This is a genomic window from Arthrobacter sp. 01T419 (assembly GCF_056398865.1).
In genome coordinates this window covers 160352-177974 of record NZ_JBFTQF010000005.1, presented here as the reverse complement: position 1 = coordinate 177974, position 17623 = coordinate 160352, and the positions used below count along the sequence as shown (strand labels likewise).

Genomic DNA, 17623 nt, shown 5'->3' with positions numbered 1-17623 from the left:
CCGGCCGCTGCCGAAATATTCCCTGGCGGGAGCCACCGCACCTAACCCAGAATCTCTGCCAGGAAGGTAGCGGTGTGGCTTTCCGTGGACTTGGCGACCTGTTCGGGCGTACCGGTCGCCACGATGCGTCCACCGCCCGAACCACCGTTGGGCCCAAGGTCCACGATCCAGTCGGCGGACTTGATGACGTCAAGGTTGTGTTCAATGGTGATGACCGTGTTGCCCTTGTCCACCAGGCCCTGCAACACCATGAGCAATTTGCGGATGTCCTCGAAGTGCAGGCCGGTAGTGGGCTCGTCCAAGACGTAGACGCTGCGACCGTTCGACCGCTTCTGGAGCTCCGAGGCCAGCTTCACGCGCTGCGCCTCGCCGCCGGAAAGGGTGGTGGCCGGTTGACCAAGCCGGACGTAGCCGAGACCGACGTCGACGAGGGTGTTCAGGTGCCGGGCAATGGGCGTGAACGCCGCAAAGAACTCGGCGCCTTCCTCGATGGGCATGTTGAGGACGTCCGCAATGGTTTTGCCCTTGTAGTGGACTTCGAGGGTCTCCCGGTTGTAGCGGGCACCATGGCACACTTCGCACGGGACGTAGACATCCGGGAGGAAGTTCATCTCGATCTTCAGCGTGCCGTCACCGGAGCAGGCCTCACAGCGGCCGCCCTTGACGTTGAACGAGAAGCGGCCCGGCTGGTAACCGCGCACTTTGGCTTCGGTTGTCTCAGCGAAGAGCTTCCGGATGTTATCGAAGACGCCCGTGTACGTGGCGGGGTTGGAACGCGGCGTCCGGCCGATGGGGCTCTGGTCGACGTGGACCACCTTGTCGAGGTGCTCCAGGCCCACTACCGAGCGATGCCGGCCTGCAACCTGCTTGGCTCCGTTGAGCTTGTTGGCAAGAACCTTGTAGAGGATCTCGTTCACCAGGGTGGACTTGCCTGAGCCACTGACGCCGGTCACGGCTGTGAAAAGACCCAGTGGGAACGTGGCGTCAACGTTGTTCAGGTTGTTTTCGCGTGCGCCGACAACCTTGAGCTCACGCTTCTTGTCATACTTGCGTCGCTTGGGCGGGATGTCGATCTTCCGTCGCCCGGACAGGTAGTCGCCCGTGAGCGAGTTCGTGTTTTCAAGGAGTTCCTTGTAGGAACCCGAGTGCACCACCTGGCCACCGTGTTCGCCTGCGCCGGGTCCGATGTCCACCACCCAGTCGGCCTCGTGAATGGTGTCTTCGTCGTGCTCTACAACAATCAGCGTATTGCCGAGGTCGCGCAAACGGGTCAAGGTCTCGATGAGGCGGCGATTGTCCTTCTGGTGCAGCCCGATGGACGGCTCATCCAGGACATACAGGACACCCACCAGGCCAGAGCCGATCTGCGTGGCGAGTCGAATGCGCTGGGCTTCACCGCCGGACAGGGTTCCGGACGGCCGTTCGAGATTCAGGTACTCAAGCCCGACGTCGAGAAGGAAGGTCAGGCGGGCCTGGATCTCCTTGAGAACCTGATGGGCAATTTGTGCCTCGCGGTCAGTGAGCGTGAGGCTACCGAGGAAGTCAGCGCAATCACGCATCGGAAGGGCCGATACCTCTGCGATGGACTTGCCGTTGATCAGCACGGAGAGCGACGCGGGGTTAAGCCGGGCACCGTTGCATGCGGGGCAAGGAACCTGGCGCATGTACTCTTCGTAGCGGTCGCGCGCCCAATCGGAATCCGTTTCACCGTGCTTGCGGTGAACGTACTGGATGGCACCTTCGAAGCCGGTGCTGTACTTGCGCTCTCGGCCGAACCTGTTGCGGTACTGGACGACCACCTTGTGGTCCTTACCGTGCAGCACCGTTTGCCGAACTTCCTGGGACAGCTTCTCCCAAGGGGTGTCCATGGAGAAATCGAGCTCCAAGGCGAGGCCCTCCAAGAGCCGGTTCCAGTACTCCGTGGTTGCTGTACCCAACGACCACGGCGCTATGGCTCCCTGGCCCAGGGAAAGCTCAGGGTTGGGCACCACGAGTTCCTCATCGACTTCCAGCTTGGTGCCGATGCCGCTGCAGGCCGCGCATGCGCCGAAGGGGTTATTGAAGGAGAAGGAGCGGGGCTCGATTTCGTCGATAGCCAGTGGGTGCTCGTTGGGGCAGGCAAGGTTCTCCGAAAACGCCCGGATCCGTGCGGGGTCTTCGGCGTCGAGCTCCACGAACTCAACCAGCACACGGCCTTCGGCAAGTCGGAGCGCGGTTTCGATCGAGTCGGTCAGCCGTTGGCTGATCCCTTCCTTGACCACCAACCGGTCCACCACTACTTCGATGGAGTGCTTGAATTGTTTGCCGAGCTTGGGTGGATCGCTCAGCTGGACGAGTTCGCCGTCCACCCGCGCGCGGGAGTAGCCCTTGGCGGTGAGCTCCTTGAAAAGCTCCACGAATTCGCCCTTGCGCCCGCGGACCACGGGGGCAAGAATCTGGAATCGCGTGCCGGACTCGAGTTCCAGCAGCTGGTCGACGATCTGCTGCGGCGTCTGGCGCGTGATCGGCTCATGGCACACGGGGCAATGCGGCCTGCCGACACGCGCCCACAGGAGACGCATGTAGTCGTAGATCTCGGTGATGGTGCCCACGGTGGAACGCGGGTTCTTGCTGGTGGACTTCTGATCGATGGACACCGCCGGGGAAAGGCCCTCGATGAAGTCGACATCCGGCTTATCCACCTGGCCCAGGAACTGGCGGGCATAAGCCGACAATGATTCCACGTACCGGCGCTGCCCCTCGGCAAAGATGGTGTCGAAGGCCAAGGACGACTTGCCCGAACCTGACAAGCCTGTGAAGACGATCATGGCATCACGGGGAAGGTCGAGGTCCACGTTGCGGAGGTTGTGTTCACGCGCTCCCTTGACCACGAGCCGGGACAGGTCATGTCTTATGGGCATGGCAGGCTGCTGCGCGGAAACGCTTGCGAGGGATTCGACGGCGGGGACTTCAGCTAAGGCTTTAGGCACCCACTAATGCTAATCGAAAACTTCTTCGAATTTCCATGTGGCCCCGCGCAGCCTACTGACGGGTATCAATCCGCGTCGTAGGCGGCAGCCAGAAGCTGCACGGCCTCGGCGAAACTGGCGCCCTGGGCCTTGGCCGCGGCCGAGTAATTCGCCGCGACGGCTGCCAAGGCGCTCCAGCGGTCGTCCCGGGCGCACACCACCGTTCCGTTTCGGCCACGGGTTGCCACCACTCCGGCCGCTTCAAGTTCCTTATACGCACGGGCAACCGTGTGGGGGGCGACATCCAGCTCACCGGCCAGGCTGCGCACTGCCGGGAGTTTGGTCCCGACAGGGAGTGCGCCGGCATCAGCCAACTCGATGATGCGGAGCCGAAGCTGCTCATACAAGGCCACCGTGCTCGACTGCTTGGGTCGCCACGAACCGGGGAACTCTATGGAACCGCTCACGAGGCTTCCCTCTCCCTTTGCTCGGCGCGGTGCTTGGCGGTCCGCGCTGGGGCGGCGGCCAACTCGCCGTTTCCGATGGCAAACTGAGCGTCGTGCAGGCGGGCGTAGTGCCCGCCAAGCTCCAGCAGCGAATGATGGGTGCCGTGTTCAACGATCCGTCCGTGGTCCATGACGAGAATTAGATCAGCGTCGCGGATGGTGGACAAGCGATGCGCGATGACGAAAGACGTCTTGTTGCTCCGCAATCTGTGCATCGCCTGGCGGATGAGGACTTCCGTGCGGGTATCCACGGAGCTGGTGGCTTCGTCCAGGATCAAAATCGAGCGGCCCGAGAGCCGCGCACGGGCGATGCTCAGCAATTGCCTTTGCCCTTGGCTCAGCGGTTCCCCTCCGTTGGTGAGCATGGTGGAGTACCCGTTCGGCAGCGAGCGCACAAAGTGGTCCACGTAGCTTGCCTCGGCGGCGGCCACGATGTCCGCGTCGCTCGCGCCTGGGCGCCCGTATTCGATGTTCTCCCTGATGGTGCCCGTGAATATCCATGGATCCTGAAGAACCACGCCGAAGTTGCGGCGGAGGGCATCGCGTCGCATGCCCGCAATGTCCACGCCGTCAATGGTGATCTTTCCGGATCGGAGTTCATGGAAACGCATGAGGAGGCTGATCAGTGTGGTCTTGCCGGCACCCGTGTGTCCCACGATGGCCACCGTTTGTCCCGGCTCCACATGGAATGACAGATCCTCGATCAGGGGCGCATCGGCACGATAGCTGAATGCAATGTGTTCAAAGGAAACCCTTCCAGCAGGGAGATCAGACTGCGCATCGAAGCCGGCTGCGAATTGCTCGTCGGGCCGCCCGTTGGATCCAGCAAGCGAACCGGTGTCGGCGCCCGCGCCTGTTCCGGTCTCCGTCGACAATTCCGGCGCGTCCAACAGCTCGAAGACCCTGGCGGCGGAAACTGCGCATGATTGGAGGATCTGGGCCATACCGCCGATCTGGCCCAACGGCTGGCTGAACAGCCGGTTGAATTGAATGAACGCCTGGATGCCGCCGATGCTCATCGCGCCAGCAAGGAACTGGAGTGCACCCACAATCGCAACCCCCACGTAGCTGGCGTTGGAGACGAAGGCCATGAGCGGCATCAGCAGACCGGATGCGAACTGCGCCTTGGAACTCGCGGAATACAGTCCGTCGTTATGGGCAGCGAAGCGGACCGCCATCGCTGCCTGCGCGCCGAAGAGTTTGATGGTCTCGTGACCGGTCGCTGTCTCCTCCACCAGGGAGTTGACGTCTCCCGTAGCCTCCCACTGCCGGACAAAGTGCTTCTGTGAGCGTCGGGTCACCACAACCGAGGCCAGAGCCGACACTGGAACAGCCAACAGGGACACGAGGGCAAGCAAAGGTGAAAGCAGCAGCATCATGCCCAGGGAACCGATGACCATCAATGTTGAGGTCAAGAGCTGGGAAAGAAGCTGGTTGAGCGTTTGTGACACATTGTCGAGGTCGTTGGTGGCACGACTCAGGACGTCGCCCCGGGACCGGCCGTCGTAGTAGGCCACGGGGAGCCGATGCAATTTCGCTTCCACCTCTTCCCGAAGGTCGTGTGCGAGCCGCTGCACGGCGAGGGCGTTGAGCCGGCCTTGAACCCAGTTGAGCAGCGAGGCAACCGCGTACATGGATGCGGCAACGAGCAGCAGCAAGACGAAGCGTTCGGTGTTGAACTGAGCGCCGAAGACGGCGGCCGCGATGACGTCGGTTGCGTCGCCCAGTATCTTGGGGGCAGCGACATTGAGTGTGGCAAAACCGCAGATGCACAGAATCGCTGCGGTCATGACTCCCCTGGCGGGCTTCAACAAGCCCGCGAGGCGGACCAGGGACCGCGGTGGTCTCCCTTTGGCGGCGAGGTGCGCACTGCCGCTACTCACGCGGCTTCTTCCGTTTCCAGCTGGGACGCCACGATCTCCCGGTATGTCTCCGAGGACTCAAGGAGTTGGTCATGGGTTCCTTTTGCCACCAGGCGGCCCTCGTCGATGAGGAGGATCTGGTCGGCCGACACCACGGTGTTGACCCTTTGGGCGACGATGATGACTGTTGCCTCCCGTAGTTCCCGTTCAAGCGCGGCCCGGAGCCGCGCCTCGGTCACCGTGTCCAGGGCGGAAAAGCTGTCGTCAAATAAATAGACCGATGCGCGGCGCAGCATTGCGCGGGCAATGCACAAGCGCTGCCGCTGACCGCCGGAAAGACCGGCACCCCCTTGGGACAACGTAGTGTCCAGCCCGTGCGGCAGTTCGGCCACGAAATCTGCCGCCTGGGCCGTCTCGAGGGCATGCCACAATTGGGAATCTGTCGCGGAAGGCAGCGCAAGCCGTAGGTTCTCGGCGATGGTTCCGCGGAACAGCCAGGTCTCTTGGGGCACGACGGCAAGCTGACTGCGCAAGGTGGCGAGGGGAAGTGCAGCGATGTCCTGGCCATCGAGGGAGATGCTTCCGCCGCTTGCCTCGAGCAGCCTCGGCACAAGGCTGACGATGGTTGACTTGCCGCTTCCAGTGGACCCGATCACCGCCGTCGTGGTCCCTGGTGCCGCTTCGAAAGTGATCCCTTCCAACACTGGCGCCTCGGCTCCCGGATAGGCGAAGGACACGTTATTGAAGCGCAAGCCCGCCGTCGGCGCAATATCCAGGGCCGTCCCGCCGGCAACGCTTCCCGGCAGGACCAGCTCCGATTCAGTGTTGAGTACTTCGGTGACGCGTTCAGCACTGACTGCCGCGCGGGGGGCTGTGCTCAACACGTACATTGCCATCATGATCGCGAGGAGGATCTGCATGATGTAGGCAATGAATGCCGTGAGCGCGCCCAGCTGCATGTCGCCGGCGATGATGCGGTGGCCACCGAGCCAGACCACTCCCGCCGAGGAGAGGTTGACGACGATCATGACGAGCGGAAGCATACCGGCGACAATTCGGGCGGAACGGAGATTGTTGTTCGTCAGGGCATCATTTGCGGCCTCGAACCGCTTCATCTCAAACGGTTGGCGGACAAAGGCCCGGATGACTGCGGTCCCGAGGATCTGTTCGCGGAGCACGCTGTTGATCCGGTCCACCAAACCCTGGCCCTCGCGGTACAGCGGGACAAGCTTGCGGACGATCAAGAGCATGATGATCAACAGCACGGGAATGATGGCGAAGACGATCCACGACAAGGCCACATCCTGTTCGACTGCCAGAATGACGCCGCCGATGCCCATGACCGGCGCCGCCACCAGCATGCTGAACACAAGCACCGTGATGTTCTGCAGTTGCAGGACATCATTCGTAGTCCGCACCACCAGGCTGGCGGGCCCGAAGGCCGCTACGTCCTGGTCGGGCAGGGAATGGATCTTGTCGAAAAGGTCTTCCCTCAGCCCTCTGCCGATCTTCATGGCGACGATGGCACCAAAGTAGCCAGCCAGCACGGCGGCAAGCACCTGGACGACGGTGAGCACCAGCATCCAGGCACCGAGGCGAAGGATGACTTCGCTGTTCCCGGCGACAAGGCCGTCGTCGACGATCTTGGCGTTGAACGTGGGAAGGAGAAGGGTGGCTCCGGTCTGGACCAGCTGCAGGAGAACTATCGCCACGACGTGGACCTTGTAGGGGGCTAGGCGCTGCAGCAGCAAGGATGCCAGCACGTCCCCTCCAATCGTTGGTCTCAAAGAGCGGCGGATTCCACCGGATGCCGCCCCACGATCGCCTTGCCATTGTAGTTCAGATCACACTGGGAATCGTTGCAATTCCAGCACTTCCGGAGTCCGCAGGAATCGGGCCTGCTCAGCCACGTTTTCGGGCCACCGCGAAAATCCTGCGGAACGGAAACACGGTCCCGTGCCGGTCTGTCGGGTAGGCCTCGCGCAGCATGGCTGCGTACTGGCTTTCAAAAACGGCCGCTTCGTCGTCGGGAAGGGCCGCGAGGACGGGACGGAGGCCGGTCCCTCGTACCCAGTGCAGCACGGGGTCGGGCCCTGGCAGAAGTTGCTGGTAGGTGGTTTCCCAGGCGTCGGCGTCGCAAACGTCGTCGAGCATGACCCGCAGGTAGTCGGCCGGTTCCCCGACGGCGTCGTCGTGGCGCAGCACGCCGGACAACCTCCCGGACCACTCAGGCGAACCGGCTAGCTCCCGCATGAGCGCGTGGGACGGCGCGGCGAAGTTTCCTGGGGCCTGGAGCGCGAACCATGCGCCGGGTTTCAGCGCTTCCAGCCACCCGGCGAGCATTGCCAGGTGCCCGGGCACCCACTGCAGGGCTGCGTTGCTGACCACGACGTCGGTGTCCGCTTTCGGTGTCCACTCGGCGATGTCCGTGTAGGCGAACGAAAGACCCGGTTGGGTGCCCGCGAGGCGTCCGGCCTTGGCCAGCATCTCCGGAGAAGAGTCCAGCCCGACAACGGCGGCACCAGGCCAGCGAGTCGTGAGGGTCGCCGTGAGGTTCCCTGGACCGCAGCCCAGATCCACGACGTGCCGCGGATCCTCGGCCAGGATCCGCGAGGTCAGGTCAAAGAACGGACGGTCGCGGTGATTTCCGAACTCGACGTACTTGGCTGGATCCCATTTCACTGCTGTCTCCATCGTCTGTCTCCGTGGTCTCTTCCTCTCCACACTAAGCTGGAAGGCAATGAAACTTCTTGAGCAGCTCCCCGGAACCTCCAACGCTGGAACCTCCAACGCTGGAACCTCCGACGCCGGATCGGGCAGCGGACACGTTGACCCGGACGAAATCTACACACGCTTCGTTGAATGGACGGAGAGCCGCGGGCTTCAGCTCTACCCTGCGCAGGATGAAGCGATCATGGAACTCGCGTCCGGCTCCAACGTGATCCTGGCGACCCCCACCGGCTCCGGAAAATCCCTGGTAGCCATCGCGGCGCACTTCGAGGCCATGTCCAGGAGGATGCGCAGCTACTACACGGCCCCCATTAAGGCCTTGGTCTCCGAGAAGTTCTTCGCCCTCTGCGAGATCTTCGGAGCGGAGAATGTCGGCATGATCACCGGCGACTCGGGGGTCAACCAGGACGCGCCCATTATCTGCTGCACCGCCGAAATCCTCGCCAACATCGCCCTGCGCGAAGGCAAGGAAGCCGAGCTTGGCACGGTCATCATGGACGAGTTCCATTTCTACTCCGATCCCCAGCGCGGTTGGGCTTGGCAGGTGCCCCTCCTGGAACTCCCCCAGGCCCAATTCCTCCTGATGTCAGCCACTCTGGGAGACGTCAGCCGCTTCGAAACCGGCCTGACCGAACTCACCGGCCGGTCCACCACCACTGTCAGCTCAGCCGAGCGCCCTATCCCACTGCACTACTACTTCCAGGAAACTCCGGTCCACGAAACCCTCGAGGAACTCCTGAGCACCAAGCAAGTTCCCGTGTACGTGGTCCATTTCAGCCAGGTCGAGGCCATCGAACGCGCCCAGAACCTCATGAGCATCAACATGTGCACCCGCGAGGAGAAGGACAAGATTGCCGAGCTGATTGCCGGCTTCAGGTTCGCGGCCGGCTTCGGCAAGACCCTTAACAGGCTGGTCCGCCACGGCATCGGCGTCCATCACGCTGGCATGCTGCCCAAGTACCGCCGCCTCGTGGAGCAATTGGCACAGGCAGGGCTCCTGAAGGTCATCTGCGGCACCGACACTCTCGGCGTCGGAATCAACGTACCTATCCGCACCGTCCTCTTGACGGCCCTGAGTAAGTACGACGGCGTCCGGACCCGTTTGCTGAACTCCCGCGAGTTCCATCAGATCGCCGGCCGCGCGGGCCGGGCAGGGTATGACACTGCCGGAACGGTTGTGGTGCAGGCTCCTGAACACGTAGTGGAGAACGCGAAGGCGATGGCCAAGGCCACCGCAAAGTTCGGTGACGACCAGAAGAAGCTGCGGCAAGTGGTGCGAAAGAAGCCGCCGGAGGGCTTCGTCTCCTGGGGGCAACCCACCTTCACGCGTTTGGTGGAGTCCGTGCCGGATCCGTTGACGTCGAGTTTCACTGTGACACATGCGATGCTGCTCAACTTGCTGGAGCGTCCTGGCGACCCCTTCGTCGCTACCCGCCGCCTCCTCACCGAAAACCACGAGGCACGGCCCGCACAACTGCAGCTCATGAAGAAAGCCCTGGGTATCTACCGCGAGCTGCTGGCCGCCGGAGTGGTGGAACGCATTCCCGAAGCCGAGCAGGAGAAAGAAGGCCGTTCCGTCCGGCTGACCGTTCACCTGCAAGCCAACTTCGCCTTGAACCAGCCGCTCTCACCGTTTGCGCTTGCGGCGCTGGAGCTTTTGGACCCGGAGTCGCCGTCGTACGCTTTGGACGTTGTGTCCGTGATCGAAGCAACCCTCGAGAAACCCCGGCAGATCCTGTCTGCGCAGCAGAAGAAGGCACGCGGCGAGGCCGTCGCAGCGATGAAGGCCGATGGCATTGACTACGACCAGCGCATGGCGATGCTCGAAGAGGTCAGCTACCCGCAGCCCCTCGCGGAGATCCTGGGCGAAGCTTTCGAGGTCTACCGCAAGGCCGCTCCGTGGGTGGGCGACTTCGAACTCGCCCCGAAGTCGGTGGTCCGGGACATGTATGAGCGCGCCATGAATTTCGGCGAGTTCGTCCAGTTCTATGGGCTGGCCCGCTCCGAGGGCATCGTGCTGCGGTATTTGGCCGATGGTTTCAAGGCCCTGCGTCAGACGGTCCCCCAGGACTCGCTCCGCGAAGACCTCGAGGACCTTATCGCCTGGCTGGGCGAACTGGTCCGCCAAGTCGACTCCAGCCTGCTCGACGAGTGGGAAGAGCTCACCTCCGGAGCGGCTCTGACGCCGCACGACGCCCCGCCTCCCCCGCCGCCGTCGCTCACGTCCAACATCCGAGCCTTCCGGGTCATGGTCCGCAACGAAATGTTCCGGCGCGTTGAGCTGTTCGCGGACGAGGACGCCGCCGCCTTGGGCGAGCTCGACGCCGGCAGCGGCTGGGATGCGGAACGTTGGGAAGACGCCCTGGATGACTATTTCGACGAGCACGACGACATCGGGACCGGCCCGGATGCCCGCGGTCCGGGGCTCCTCATGATCACTGAGGAACCCGGCATCTGGCGTGTGCGGCAGATCTTCGATGACCCTGCCCGCAACCATGACTGGGGCATTTCGGCCGAAGTGGATCTGGAAGCCTCCGACGAGAGCGGCACCGCCGTGGTCAGGGTGACCGCGGTCAACCGCCTCTAGGCTCCTAGTAAGCTCGAATCATGAGTGTTATCCGCCCTGCCACCGTGTCCGATGTCCCAGCGATCCTGCAGATGATCCACGAGCTTGCGGTCTACGAAAAAGAGCCCGACGCCGTGAAGAACACGCCGGAAATGCTGACAGCCGCCCTGTTCGGTGAAAATCCGCGGGTGTACGCGCACATGGCGGAAAACGCGGCCGGGGACGTCCAAGGTTTCGCCTTGTGGTTCCTGAACTACTCCACGTGGGAAGGTGTCCACGGCATTTACCTTGAAGACCTTTACGTCACACCGGATGCGCGGGGCGAGGGCCACGGCAAGGCTCTCCTGCAGCATTTGGCCGCCACCGCCGTCGAACGCGGTTACGCAAGGGTGGAATGGAGCGTCCTGGACTGGAACGAGCCGTCCATTAACTTCTACCGCAGCCTGGGCGCCATTCCCATGGACGGCTGGTCCACGTTCAGGCTCACGGGCGAAGCTTTGGGTGCCTTTGGCAGCGATGACAAGGTCCTGACGCGTGGCTGAGCGGACGGTTGGGCAGGCTGCACACACGATCCGGGCACGCCATGAATTCCGGGGAGTCCGGACCACCGAGCACTACTTCAGGGTGCCCCTCAACCACTGGCCTTCCGCGCTTGCGACGGACACCGGCGGCGGCCCCGCCGAGACGATCACCGTCTTCGCCCGGGAGTTCGTCTCCGCCGAGCACTCGGCCGAGGACGCTGCCCGGCTGCCGTGGTTGCTTTACCTCCAAGGCGGACCGGGCGGACGCGGAACGCGGACCACGTCCTTGTCCGGCTGGATGAAGGCTGCCGCAAGAAGCTTCCGCATCCTGATGCTGGATCAACGGGGTACCGGATTGTCCACGCCGGCGGACCGCAATACGTTGCCTCTCCGAGGCGATGCGGCGGCCCAAGCGGACTACCTCACGCATTTCCGGGCGGACTCGATCGTGGCCGACGCCGAACTTATCCGGAAAGCCCTGGGCTCGGAGCCGTGGACCGTCCTTGGCCAGAGTTTCGGCGGTTTCTGCGCGCTGACATACCTGTCCTTCGCGCCGGAAGGTCTGAGCGAAGTACTCATCACCGGAGGGCTTGCGCCGTTGGAAGGGCCTGCCGAGCGGGTCTACCGGGCCACCTTCCAACGGGTTGCGGCACGGAACGCGGAGTACTTCGCCTGGTATCCGGAGGACCGCGAGGTGGTGACCCGGATCGCGCGGCATCTGAACGCCACGAAGGAGCGCCTGCCCAGCGGAGAACGCCTGACCGCGGAACGCTTCCAAATGGTGGGATCGTTCTTGGGTGGGAACACCCGCGTGGATGCCCTGCACACACTCCTGGAGGACGCCTTTGTACCCTCCGCAGATGGAGAGCGCCTTTCTGACGCCTTCCTCGAGCAGATCCATGGCCTCGTATCCCGGGCATCGAATCCCCTGTACGCGGTCCTGCACGAGGCCATCTACGGCCAAGAGCAAGCCACGGACTGGGCGGCATGGCGCGTGCTCGCGGAGTTCCCGGAGTTCCAGCCCGACGCCGCCGAGCCGCTCCTTACGGGCGAAATGGTCTACCCCTGGTACTTCGAACAAGACCCGGCCCTGGTACCCCTGCAGGAAGTGGCCGCCCTGTTGGCCGGCAAACGGGACTGGAAACCCCTCTACGATGTGGCCCAGCTGAAAGCGAACGCCGTGCCGGTGGCGGCTGCGGTGTATCGCAACGACATCTATGTGGACTTCCAGCTATCCATGGAAACCGCCGCGGCTGTGCGCGGACTGCAGGCCTGGACCACCGAGGACTTTCATCACGATGGTATCGGCGAAGACGGAGAAGGAATCTTCAACCGTCTCTTGGCAATGGCCCGCGGCAAGGGCTGAGGTATTTCCGCATCAGCAGGCTGTTCAGTTCACAGGACGATTCAGCCTGCTGGCCGGAAGCTTCGCCAGAGCGACCGCTGCAGTCGCCAGCACGGCCATCGCGAGGACGCCTGAAGCCATATTGAGCCCTTGGTACCCCACCCAACTCAGCACGAATCCCGAGAGGCCTCCGCCGAGGGCACCGGCCGCTCCCATGAATGTGTCCGAGACTCCTTGGACCATGACGCGTTGCGACTGCTCGACGCTCTCTGCCAAGAGGGTTGACCCTGAAATCGTTGCGGCCGACCATCCAAGACCGAGCACGACCAGCCCAACGGTCACCAACACCGGGTCCTGCTGGCCGAAGCCTGCTACGGCGACGGCCACCGCCAGCAGCAAGAAGCCAAGCACGATCGTCTGGGTCCTGCCTACCCGGTCCGTCAGCCACCCCATCACCGGAGACAAGGCGAACATCCCCGCGATGTGCATCGAAATAGTGAATCCGATGATCACCAAGGCGTCGGTACCCATCGCATGGCCGCCGTCGTGCCCCATATGGTCTCCAGCCGTCCCGCCTGAAACGAGCTCCTGCAAATGCAGTGGCGTCATCGACATGACTGCGACCATGATTCCGTGCGCTGCAATGACGGACGTCAAGGCCAACATCGCCTGCGGAGACGACCGCACCGCCCGGAATCCCACCATCAGCGGACGACGCCGGGGCCCTCTCACTCCAGCGTGCGCACCAGCGCGTCCACCGTCGTCGTGCGTGCCTTCGGCCACCCGCCGGGCCAGCAACAAGGGGTCGGGGCGCAGTCCGATCATCAGCAGCACCGCCGCCAGCAGCAATCCGGCAACGGAAAAAACGAATGGCCCGGCGATCGCCGGCAGGCCCAAAGCCTCTCCGACGACGGCGCCCGGCTGGATGAGGTTCGGACCCGCCACTGCGCCGATGGTGATCGCCCAGACCACGGTGGCAAGCGAGCGTCCGCGGTGTTCCGGCGCAGCGAGATCGACGGCGGCGAATCGCGCCTGGAGGTTCGACGCCGTGCCAAGTCCGAGGAGGGCGGCACCAAGGAGGAGCACCGCGAAAACCCCGGTAGCCGCCGACACGATGATGGAAATCGCTCCGAGCATCGCGGCCAGGAGGCCGGTAACTAATCCGACGCGACGCCCCCTGCGCTGGGCAAGGCCGGCAAGTGGCAAAGCGGAGACCGCTCCGGCGAGCGTGAGCACGGTGGTGACAGACCCCGCCCAAGCACTCGATCCACTGAGCTGGACAGCAAGCAGCGATCCGATCGACAACGTAGCCCCGTTGCCCACACCACTCAGCAACTGTGCCGTGCTGAGCAATCGGACGGTGCGTCGCTGCACTGCTGCAGTCTCGAGTGTTTTAGGGGAAGTCAACGCCATTTCACGAGCATATCCTCGCCAAAGCGGAACCCGGCCACGCCTGTGACCGGGTTCCGAGGCGTTCCACAGTTGTTAGTGGCCGGAGACGTTGTTCATGCTCTTGCGGGAGTCCTCCTCGAGCCGTGCGTCCAGCTTCGACTTGGTGGCCGCGGGGCTCAGGAGGCTCGCAACAACCGCCACCACGATGGTGCCGATGATGACTGCCAAGGACACGTAAGTGGGGATCTCCGGAGCCCATTCGATGTGCTGGCCGCCGTTGATGAAGGGCAGTTCGTTGACGTGCATGGCGTGCAGGACCAGCTTGACGCCGATGAAAGCAAGGATCACCGACAGTGCGTGCTTGAGGTAGATCAAGCGGCTCATGAGGCCGCCGAGCAGGAAGTACAGCTGGCGCAGGCCCATGAGGGCGAAGATGTTGGCAGTGAAGACGATAAACGCGCTCTGGGTCAACCCGAAGATGGCCGGAATGGAATCCACGGCGAACAGGAGGTCCGTCATGCCAATGGTCACGAACACTATCAGCATCGGGGTGAAGAGCTTCTTGCCGTCAACCGTGGTGCGCAGCTTGCCGCCGTCAAACTTTTCGGACATCGGCACAACCTTGCGGATGCGGGCAATGAGCGGGTTCTCGGACGTATCTTCCTCGTCTTCACCGTCGTCCGTGGCCTGCTTCCACGCCGTCCACAACAAGAACGCACCGAAGACGTAGAAGACCCAGCTGAACTGTTCGATCACCACAGCACCAAGGGCAATGAATATCCCGCGCAGGACCAACGCAATGATGATGCCCACCATCAGCACTTCCTGCTGGTACTTACGGGGCACCGAGAAGCGCGCCATGATGATGATGAAAACGAAGAGGTTGTCGATACTCAAGCTGTATTCAGTGACCCAGCCGGCGATGAATTGGCTGCCATGCTCCGGGCCGGAAAAAGCGAACATCGCTCCGGCGAACACCAAGGCGAGGGTGACGTAGAAGGCGACCCAGAGACCCGCTTCCTTCATGGAAGGTTCATGTGGGCGCTTGATCACCAACAGGAGGTCAACAAGCAGGATTATTCCGAGAACGACAAATGAGCCGACCTCAAACCAGACGGGGAGTTCCATCAATAGGCCTTTCGCAGGTACGCCAAAACGGCGTAAGTCTCTCCGACCTGCCTGCGTCTCCATGCCCAACGGCAAACAACGCTCAACGGCGATCCGCTAGGCCCGGCGAGGCATCTGTGCCTTGCGTGTTGACGGACTTAGCGCTTGGGATACTCCCCTACGTAGGCCCAACTTTACCCTAAGCGTGCCCGGCGGATTGCATTTGGCGGAGTTCACGCTTGAGGTCACCGACCTCGTCACGGATCCTCGCGGCGATCTCAAACTGCAGTTCGGCGGCAGCAGCGTGCATCTGCTCGGTCAACTGTTCGATCAATCCCACCAGGTCTTCGGCCGGGGCCGCAGCCAGGCCATCGTGCCGGACCTTGGTGCCCCCCTTGCCCTTGCCGGTCCGGCCACCCTTTCCGGCCGCTGCCAACAGCTCACGGGTATCGGCGTCTTCGCGGGCGAGCTGATCGGTAATGTCAGCGATCTTCTTGCGCAGCGGCTGCGGATCCACACCGTTGTCGGAGTTGTACTTGACTTGGATTTCGCGGCGGCGGTTGGTTTCCTCGATGGCCTTGGCCATCGAGTCGGTGATCCGGTCGGCATACATGTGGACCTGGCCCGAGACGTTTCGGGCGGCGCGGCCGATGGTCTGGATCAGGGACGTGGCCGAACGCAGGAAACCTTCCTTGTCGGCGTCGAGGATGCTGACAAGTGACACTTCAGGCAAGTCGAGGCCCTCACGGAGCAGGTTGATGCCCACCAGGACGTCGAAGCTGCCCATGCGGAGTTCGCGGAGCAGTTCAACGCGCCGAAGGGTGTCGACGTCGGAGTGCAGGTATTGAACCTTGACCCCATGGCCCAGCAGGTAGTCGGTGAGGTCCTCGGCCATGCGCTTGGTGAGGGTGGTGACCAGCACGCGTTCGTCGCGCTCCACCCGGGTCCGGATCTCGCCGAGGAGGTCGTCAATCTGACCCTTGGTCGGCTTCACGATGACTTCGGGGTCGATCAGGCCGGTGGGGCGAATGATCTGCTGGACGAAACCGTCCGCCTTGCCGAGCTCGTACTTGCCGGGGGTGGCGGAGAGATAGACAGTCTGGCCGACGCGCTCCAGGAATTCGTCCCACTTGAGCGGCCTGTTGTCCATGGCGGACGGAAGGCGGAAGCCGTGGTCCACGAGGGTGCGCTTGCGGGACATGTCACCCTCGTACATGGCGCCGATCTGCGGGACGGTGACGTGGGATTCGTCAATGACCAGCAGGAAGTCGTCCGGGAAGTAGTCGATGAGGCAGTGCGGAGCGGTGCCGGAACCGCGCCCGTCGATGTGGCGTGAATAGTTCTCGATCCCGTTGCAGAATCCCATTTGCTGCATCATCTCGAGGTCATACGTGGTGCGCATGCGCAACCGCTGGGCTTCCACCAGTTTGTTCTGGCCTTCCAGCACCTTAAGCCGCTCCGCGAGTTCTTCTTCGATCGCGGTGATGGCGCGGGACATGCGCTCCGGGCCGGCGACATAGTGCGAAGCCGGGAAGATGTACATCTCGGTTTCTTCGCGGATGACGTCGCCGGTCACCGGATGCAGGGTGTAGATATTCTCGATTTCGTCTCCGAAGAACTCGATGCGCAGGGCGAGCTCTTCGTACATGGGAATGATTTCCACGGTGTCCCCGCGGACACGGAAAGTGCCGCGGTGGAAGTCCATGTCGTTGCGGGTGTATTGCATCGAGACGAATTTGCGCAGGAGATGATCCCGGTTCATCTCGGCGCCCTTGGTGAGCGTGACCATCCCGGCGATGTATTCCTCCGGGGTACCGAGGCCGTAGATGCAGGACACCGTGGCCACGACGACGACGTCCCGGCGGGTCAGCAGCGCGTTGGTGGCCGAGTGTCGCAGGCGCTCGACTTCCTCGTTCACGGAGGAGTCCTTTTCGATGAAGGTGTCCGTCTGGGGAACGTAGGCTTCGGGCTGGTAGTAGTCGTAGTAAGAAACGAAGTACTCGACAGCATTGTTGGGCAGAAGTTCCCGGAATTCGTTGGCGAGCTGGGCAGCGAGGGTCTTGTTCTGGACCATCACCAGCGTGGGCCGCTGGACCTGTTCGATCAGCCAGGCAGTGGTGGCGCTCTTGCCAGTGCCGGTAGCGCCAAGCAGCACGACGTCTTTTTCGCCATTGTTGATGCGTTCGGTCAGTTCCGCGATAGCGGTCGGCTGGTCACCTGCGGGTTGGAATTCGCTGATGACCTCAAAGGGCGCGACAACACGGTTGATCTCCTGGGCAAGGCTCATGCATCCAATGTACCCCCGCCCGCGGACAGCTACTGTCCGCGTTTCCCTCCTGGCGCGGCATCGTCGCCGGGCCGCATCCAACTGTCATCCAGGCGCCCAATGACGGAGCGGAACATCTTGATGGCGAACCACACCCCGGCCACAAGCCAGGCAGTCCACGCCAGCCAGAATGCGGTTGCTGGTACGAGAACCCGCCAGGTCGGTGCTTGAGATCCGGCAACGAATTCCTCACGGCCACCGGCAAGGAACCACAACAGCGCGGCCCCGGCCATGAAGGCGACACCGGCCCACGCCAACGCGCGGACTGCGCCGAGCCGCTCCCCCTCAAGATGCGGGGTGATTCTTCGCCTGGCGGTCAT

The 17623-nt window shown here is 62.9% G+C and carries 12 protein-coding genes; 3 read left to right on the top strand and 9 right to left on the bottom strand.

Translation table 11 applies throughout. The features are described from left to right. Positions 1-41: 41 nt before the first annotated feature. The 5 genes from uvrA to AC1DLO_RS09845 form a co-directional block, all read right to left on the bottom strand. Positions 42-2969: an excinuclease ABC subunit UvrA gene (uvrA, locus tag AC1DLO_RS09865; RefSeq protein ID WP_476889841.1), complete on the bottom strand. Its 2928-nt coding sequence runs from the start codon at positions 2967-2969 to the stop codon at positions 42-44. A gap of 65 nt (positions 2970-3034) precedes the next feature. Further along, positions 3035-3415 carry a GntR family transcriptional regulator gene (locus AC1DLO_RS09860; protein ID WP_184735381.1) on the bottom strand — a complete coding sequence of 127 codons (381 nt, stop codon included), beginning with the start codon at positions 3413-3415 and terminating at the stop codon, positions 3035-3037. Continuing rightward, a complete protein-coding gene (locus tag AC1DLO_RS09855) occupies positions 3412-5337 on the bottom strand; it encodes an ABC transporter ATP-binding protein (protein ID WP_476889842.1) in 1926 nt (641 codons plus the stop codon). The genes AC1DLO_RS09860 and AC1DLO_RS09855 overlap by 4 nt, the downstream gene beginning before the upstream one ends. After that, positions 5334-7079 (bottom strand): ABC transporter ATP-binding protein, encoded by a 1746-nt coding sequence (locus AC1DLO_RS09850; RefSeq protein ID WP_476889843.1) that lies wholly within the window; start codon positions 7077-7079, stop codon positions 5334-5336. Before AC1DLO_RS09850 ends, AC1DLO_RS09855 begins: the two co-directional genes overlap by 4 nt. 139 nt (positions 7080-7218) lie before the next feature. Then, positions 7219-7998, bottom strand: a complete 780-nt coding sequence (locus AC1DLO_RS09845; RefSeq protein ID WP_476889844.1) for a trans-aconitate 2-methyltransferase — start codon at positions 7996-7998, stop codon at positions 7219-7221. Between the two features lie 58 nt (positions 7999-8056). On the opposite strand from AC1DLO_RS09845, the gene AC1DLO_RS09840 reads away from it, so the two are divergent. Genes AC1DLO_RS09840 through AC1DLO_RS09830 form a run of 3 tightly spaced genes read left to right on the top strand, consistent with a single transcriptional unit; the run spans position 8057 to position 12499 of the window. Beyond that, the gene (locus tag AC1DLO_RS09840; protein ID WP_476889845.1) at positions 8057-10633 is read left to right on the top strand and encodes a DEAD/DEAH box helicase; all 2577 of its coding nucleotides are present in this window, start codon (positions 8057-8059) and stop codon (positions 10631-10633) included. A gap of 20 nt (positions 10634-10653) precedes the next feature. Beyond that, positions 10654-11154, top strand: coding sequence for an N-acetyltransferase family protein (locus AC1DLO_RS09835; RefSeq protein ID WP_476889846.1), 501 nt, complete (start codon positions 10654-10656; stop codon positions 11152-11154). After that, entirely contained in the window at positions 11147-12499 is a 1353-nt protein-coding gene (locus AC1DLO_RS09830) for an alpha/beta fold hydrolase (protein ID WP_476889847.1), read from the top strand. Before AC1DLO_RS09835 ends, AC1DLO_RS09830 begins: the two co-directional genes overlap by 8 nt. A gap of 24 nt (positions 12500-12523) precedes the next feature. Here AC1DLO_RS09830 and AC1DLO_RS09825 read toward each other — a convergent pair whose 3' ends face one another. From AC1DLO_RS09825 to AC1DLO_RS09810, 4 genes are all read right to left on the bottom strand, one after another. Beyond that, complete coding sequence (locus AC1DLO_RS09825; protein WP_476889848.1) at positions 12524-13891, bottom strand: MFS transporter; 1368 nt, start codon at positions 13889-13891, stop codon at positions 12524-12526. Between the two features lie 72 nt (positions 13892-13963). Next, complete coding sequence (locus AC1DLO_RS09820; RefSeq protein WP_476889849.1) at positions 13964-14998, bottom strand: TerC family protein; 1035 nt, start codon at positions 14996-14998, stop codon at positions 13964-13966. Between the two features lie 178 nt (positions 14999-15176). Continuing rightward, positions 15177-17264, bottom strand: coding sequence for an excinuclease ABC subunit UvrB (gene uvrB / locus AC1DLO_RS09815; protein WP_476889850.1), 2088 nt, complete (start codon positions 17262-17264; stop codon positions 15177-15179). Between the two features lie 29 nt (positions 17265-17293). Further along, entirely contained in the window at positions 17294-17623 is a 330-nt protein-coding gene (locus AC1DLO_RS09810) for a hypothetical protein (protein WP_476889851.1), read from the bottom strand.

Excerpts from the sequence above, each read along its gene's own strand:
- AC1DLO_RS09810 (WP_476889851.1), bottom strand. The coding sequence starts at position 17,623 with ATGACCGCCAGGCGAAGAATCACCCCGCATCTTGAGGGGGAGCGGCTC.
- AC1DLO_RS09840 (WP_476889845.1), top strand. The coding sequence starts at position 8,057 with ATGAAACTTCTTGAGCAGCTCCCCGGAACCTCCAACGCTGGAACCTCC.
- AC1DLO_RS09835 (WP_476889846.1), top strand. The coding sequence starts at position 10,654 with ATGAGTGTTATCCGCCCTGCCACCGTGTCCGATGTCCCAGCGATCCTG.
- AC1DLO_RS09820 (WP_476889849.1), bottom strand. The coding sequence starts at position 14,998 with ATGGAACTCCCCGTCTGGTTTGAGGTCGGCTCATTTGTCGTTCTCGGA.
- uvrB (WP_476889850.1), bottom strand. The coding sequence starts at position 17,264 with ATGAGCCTTGCCCAGGAGATCAACCGTGTTGTCGCGCCCTTTGAGGTC.
- AC1DLO_RS09825 (WP_476889848.1), bottom strand. The coding sequence starts at position 13,891 with ATGGCGTTGACTTCCCCTAAAACACTCGAGACTGCAGCAGTGCAGCGA.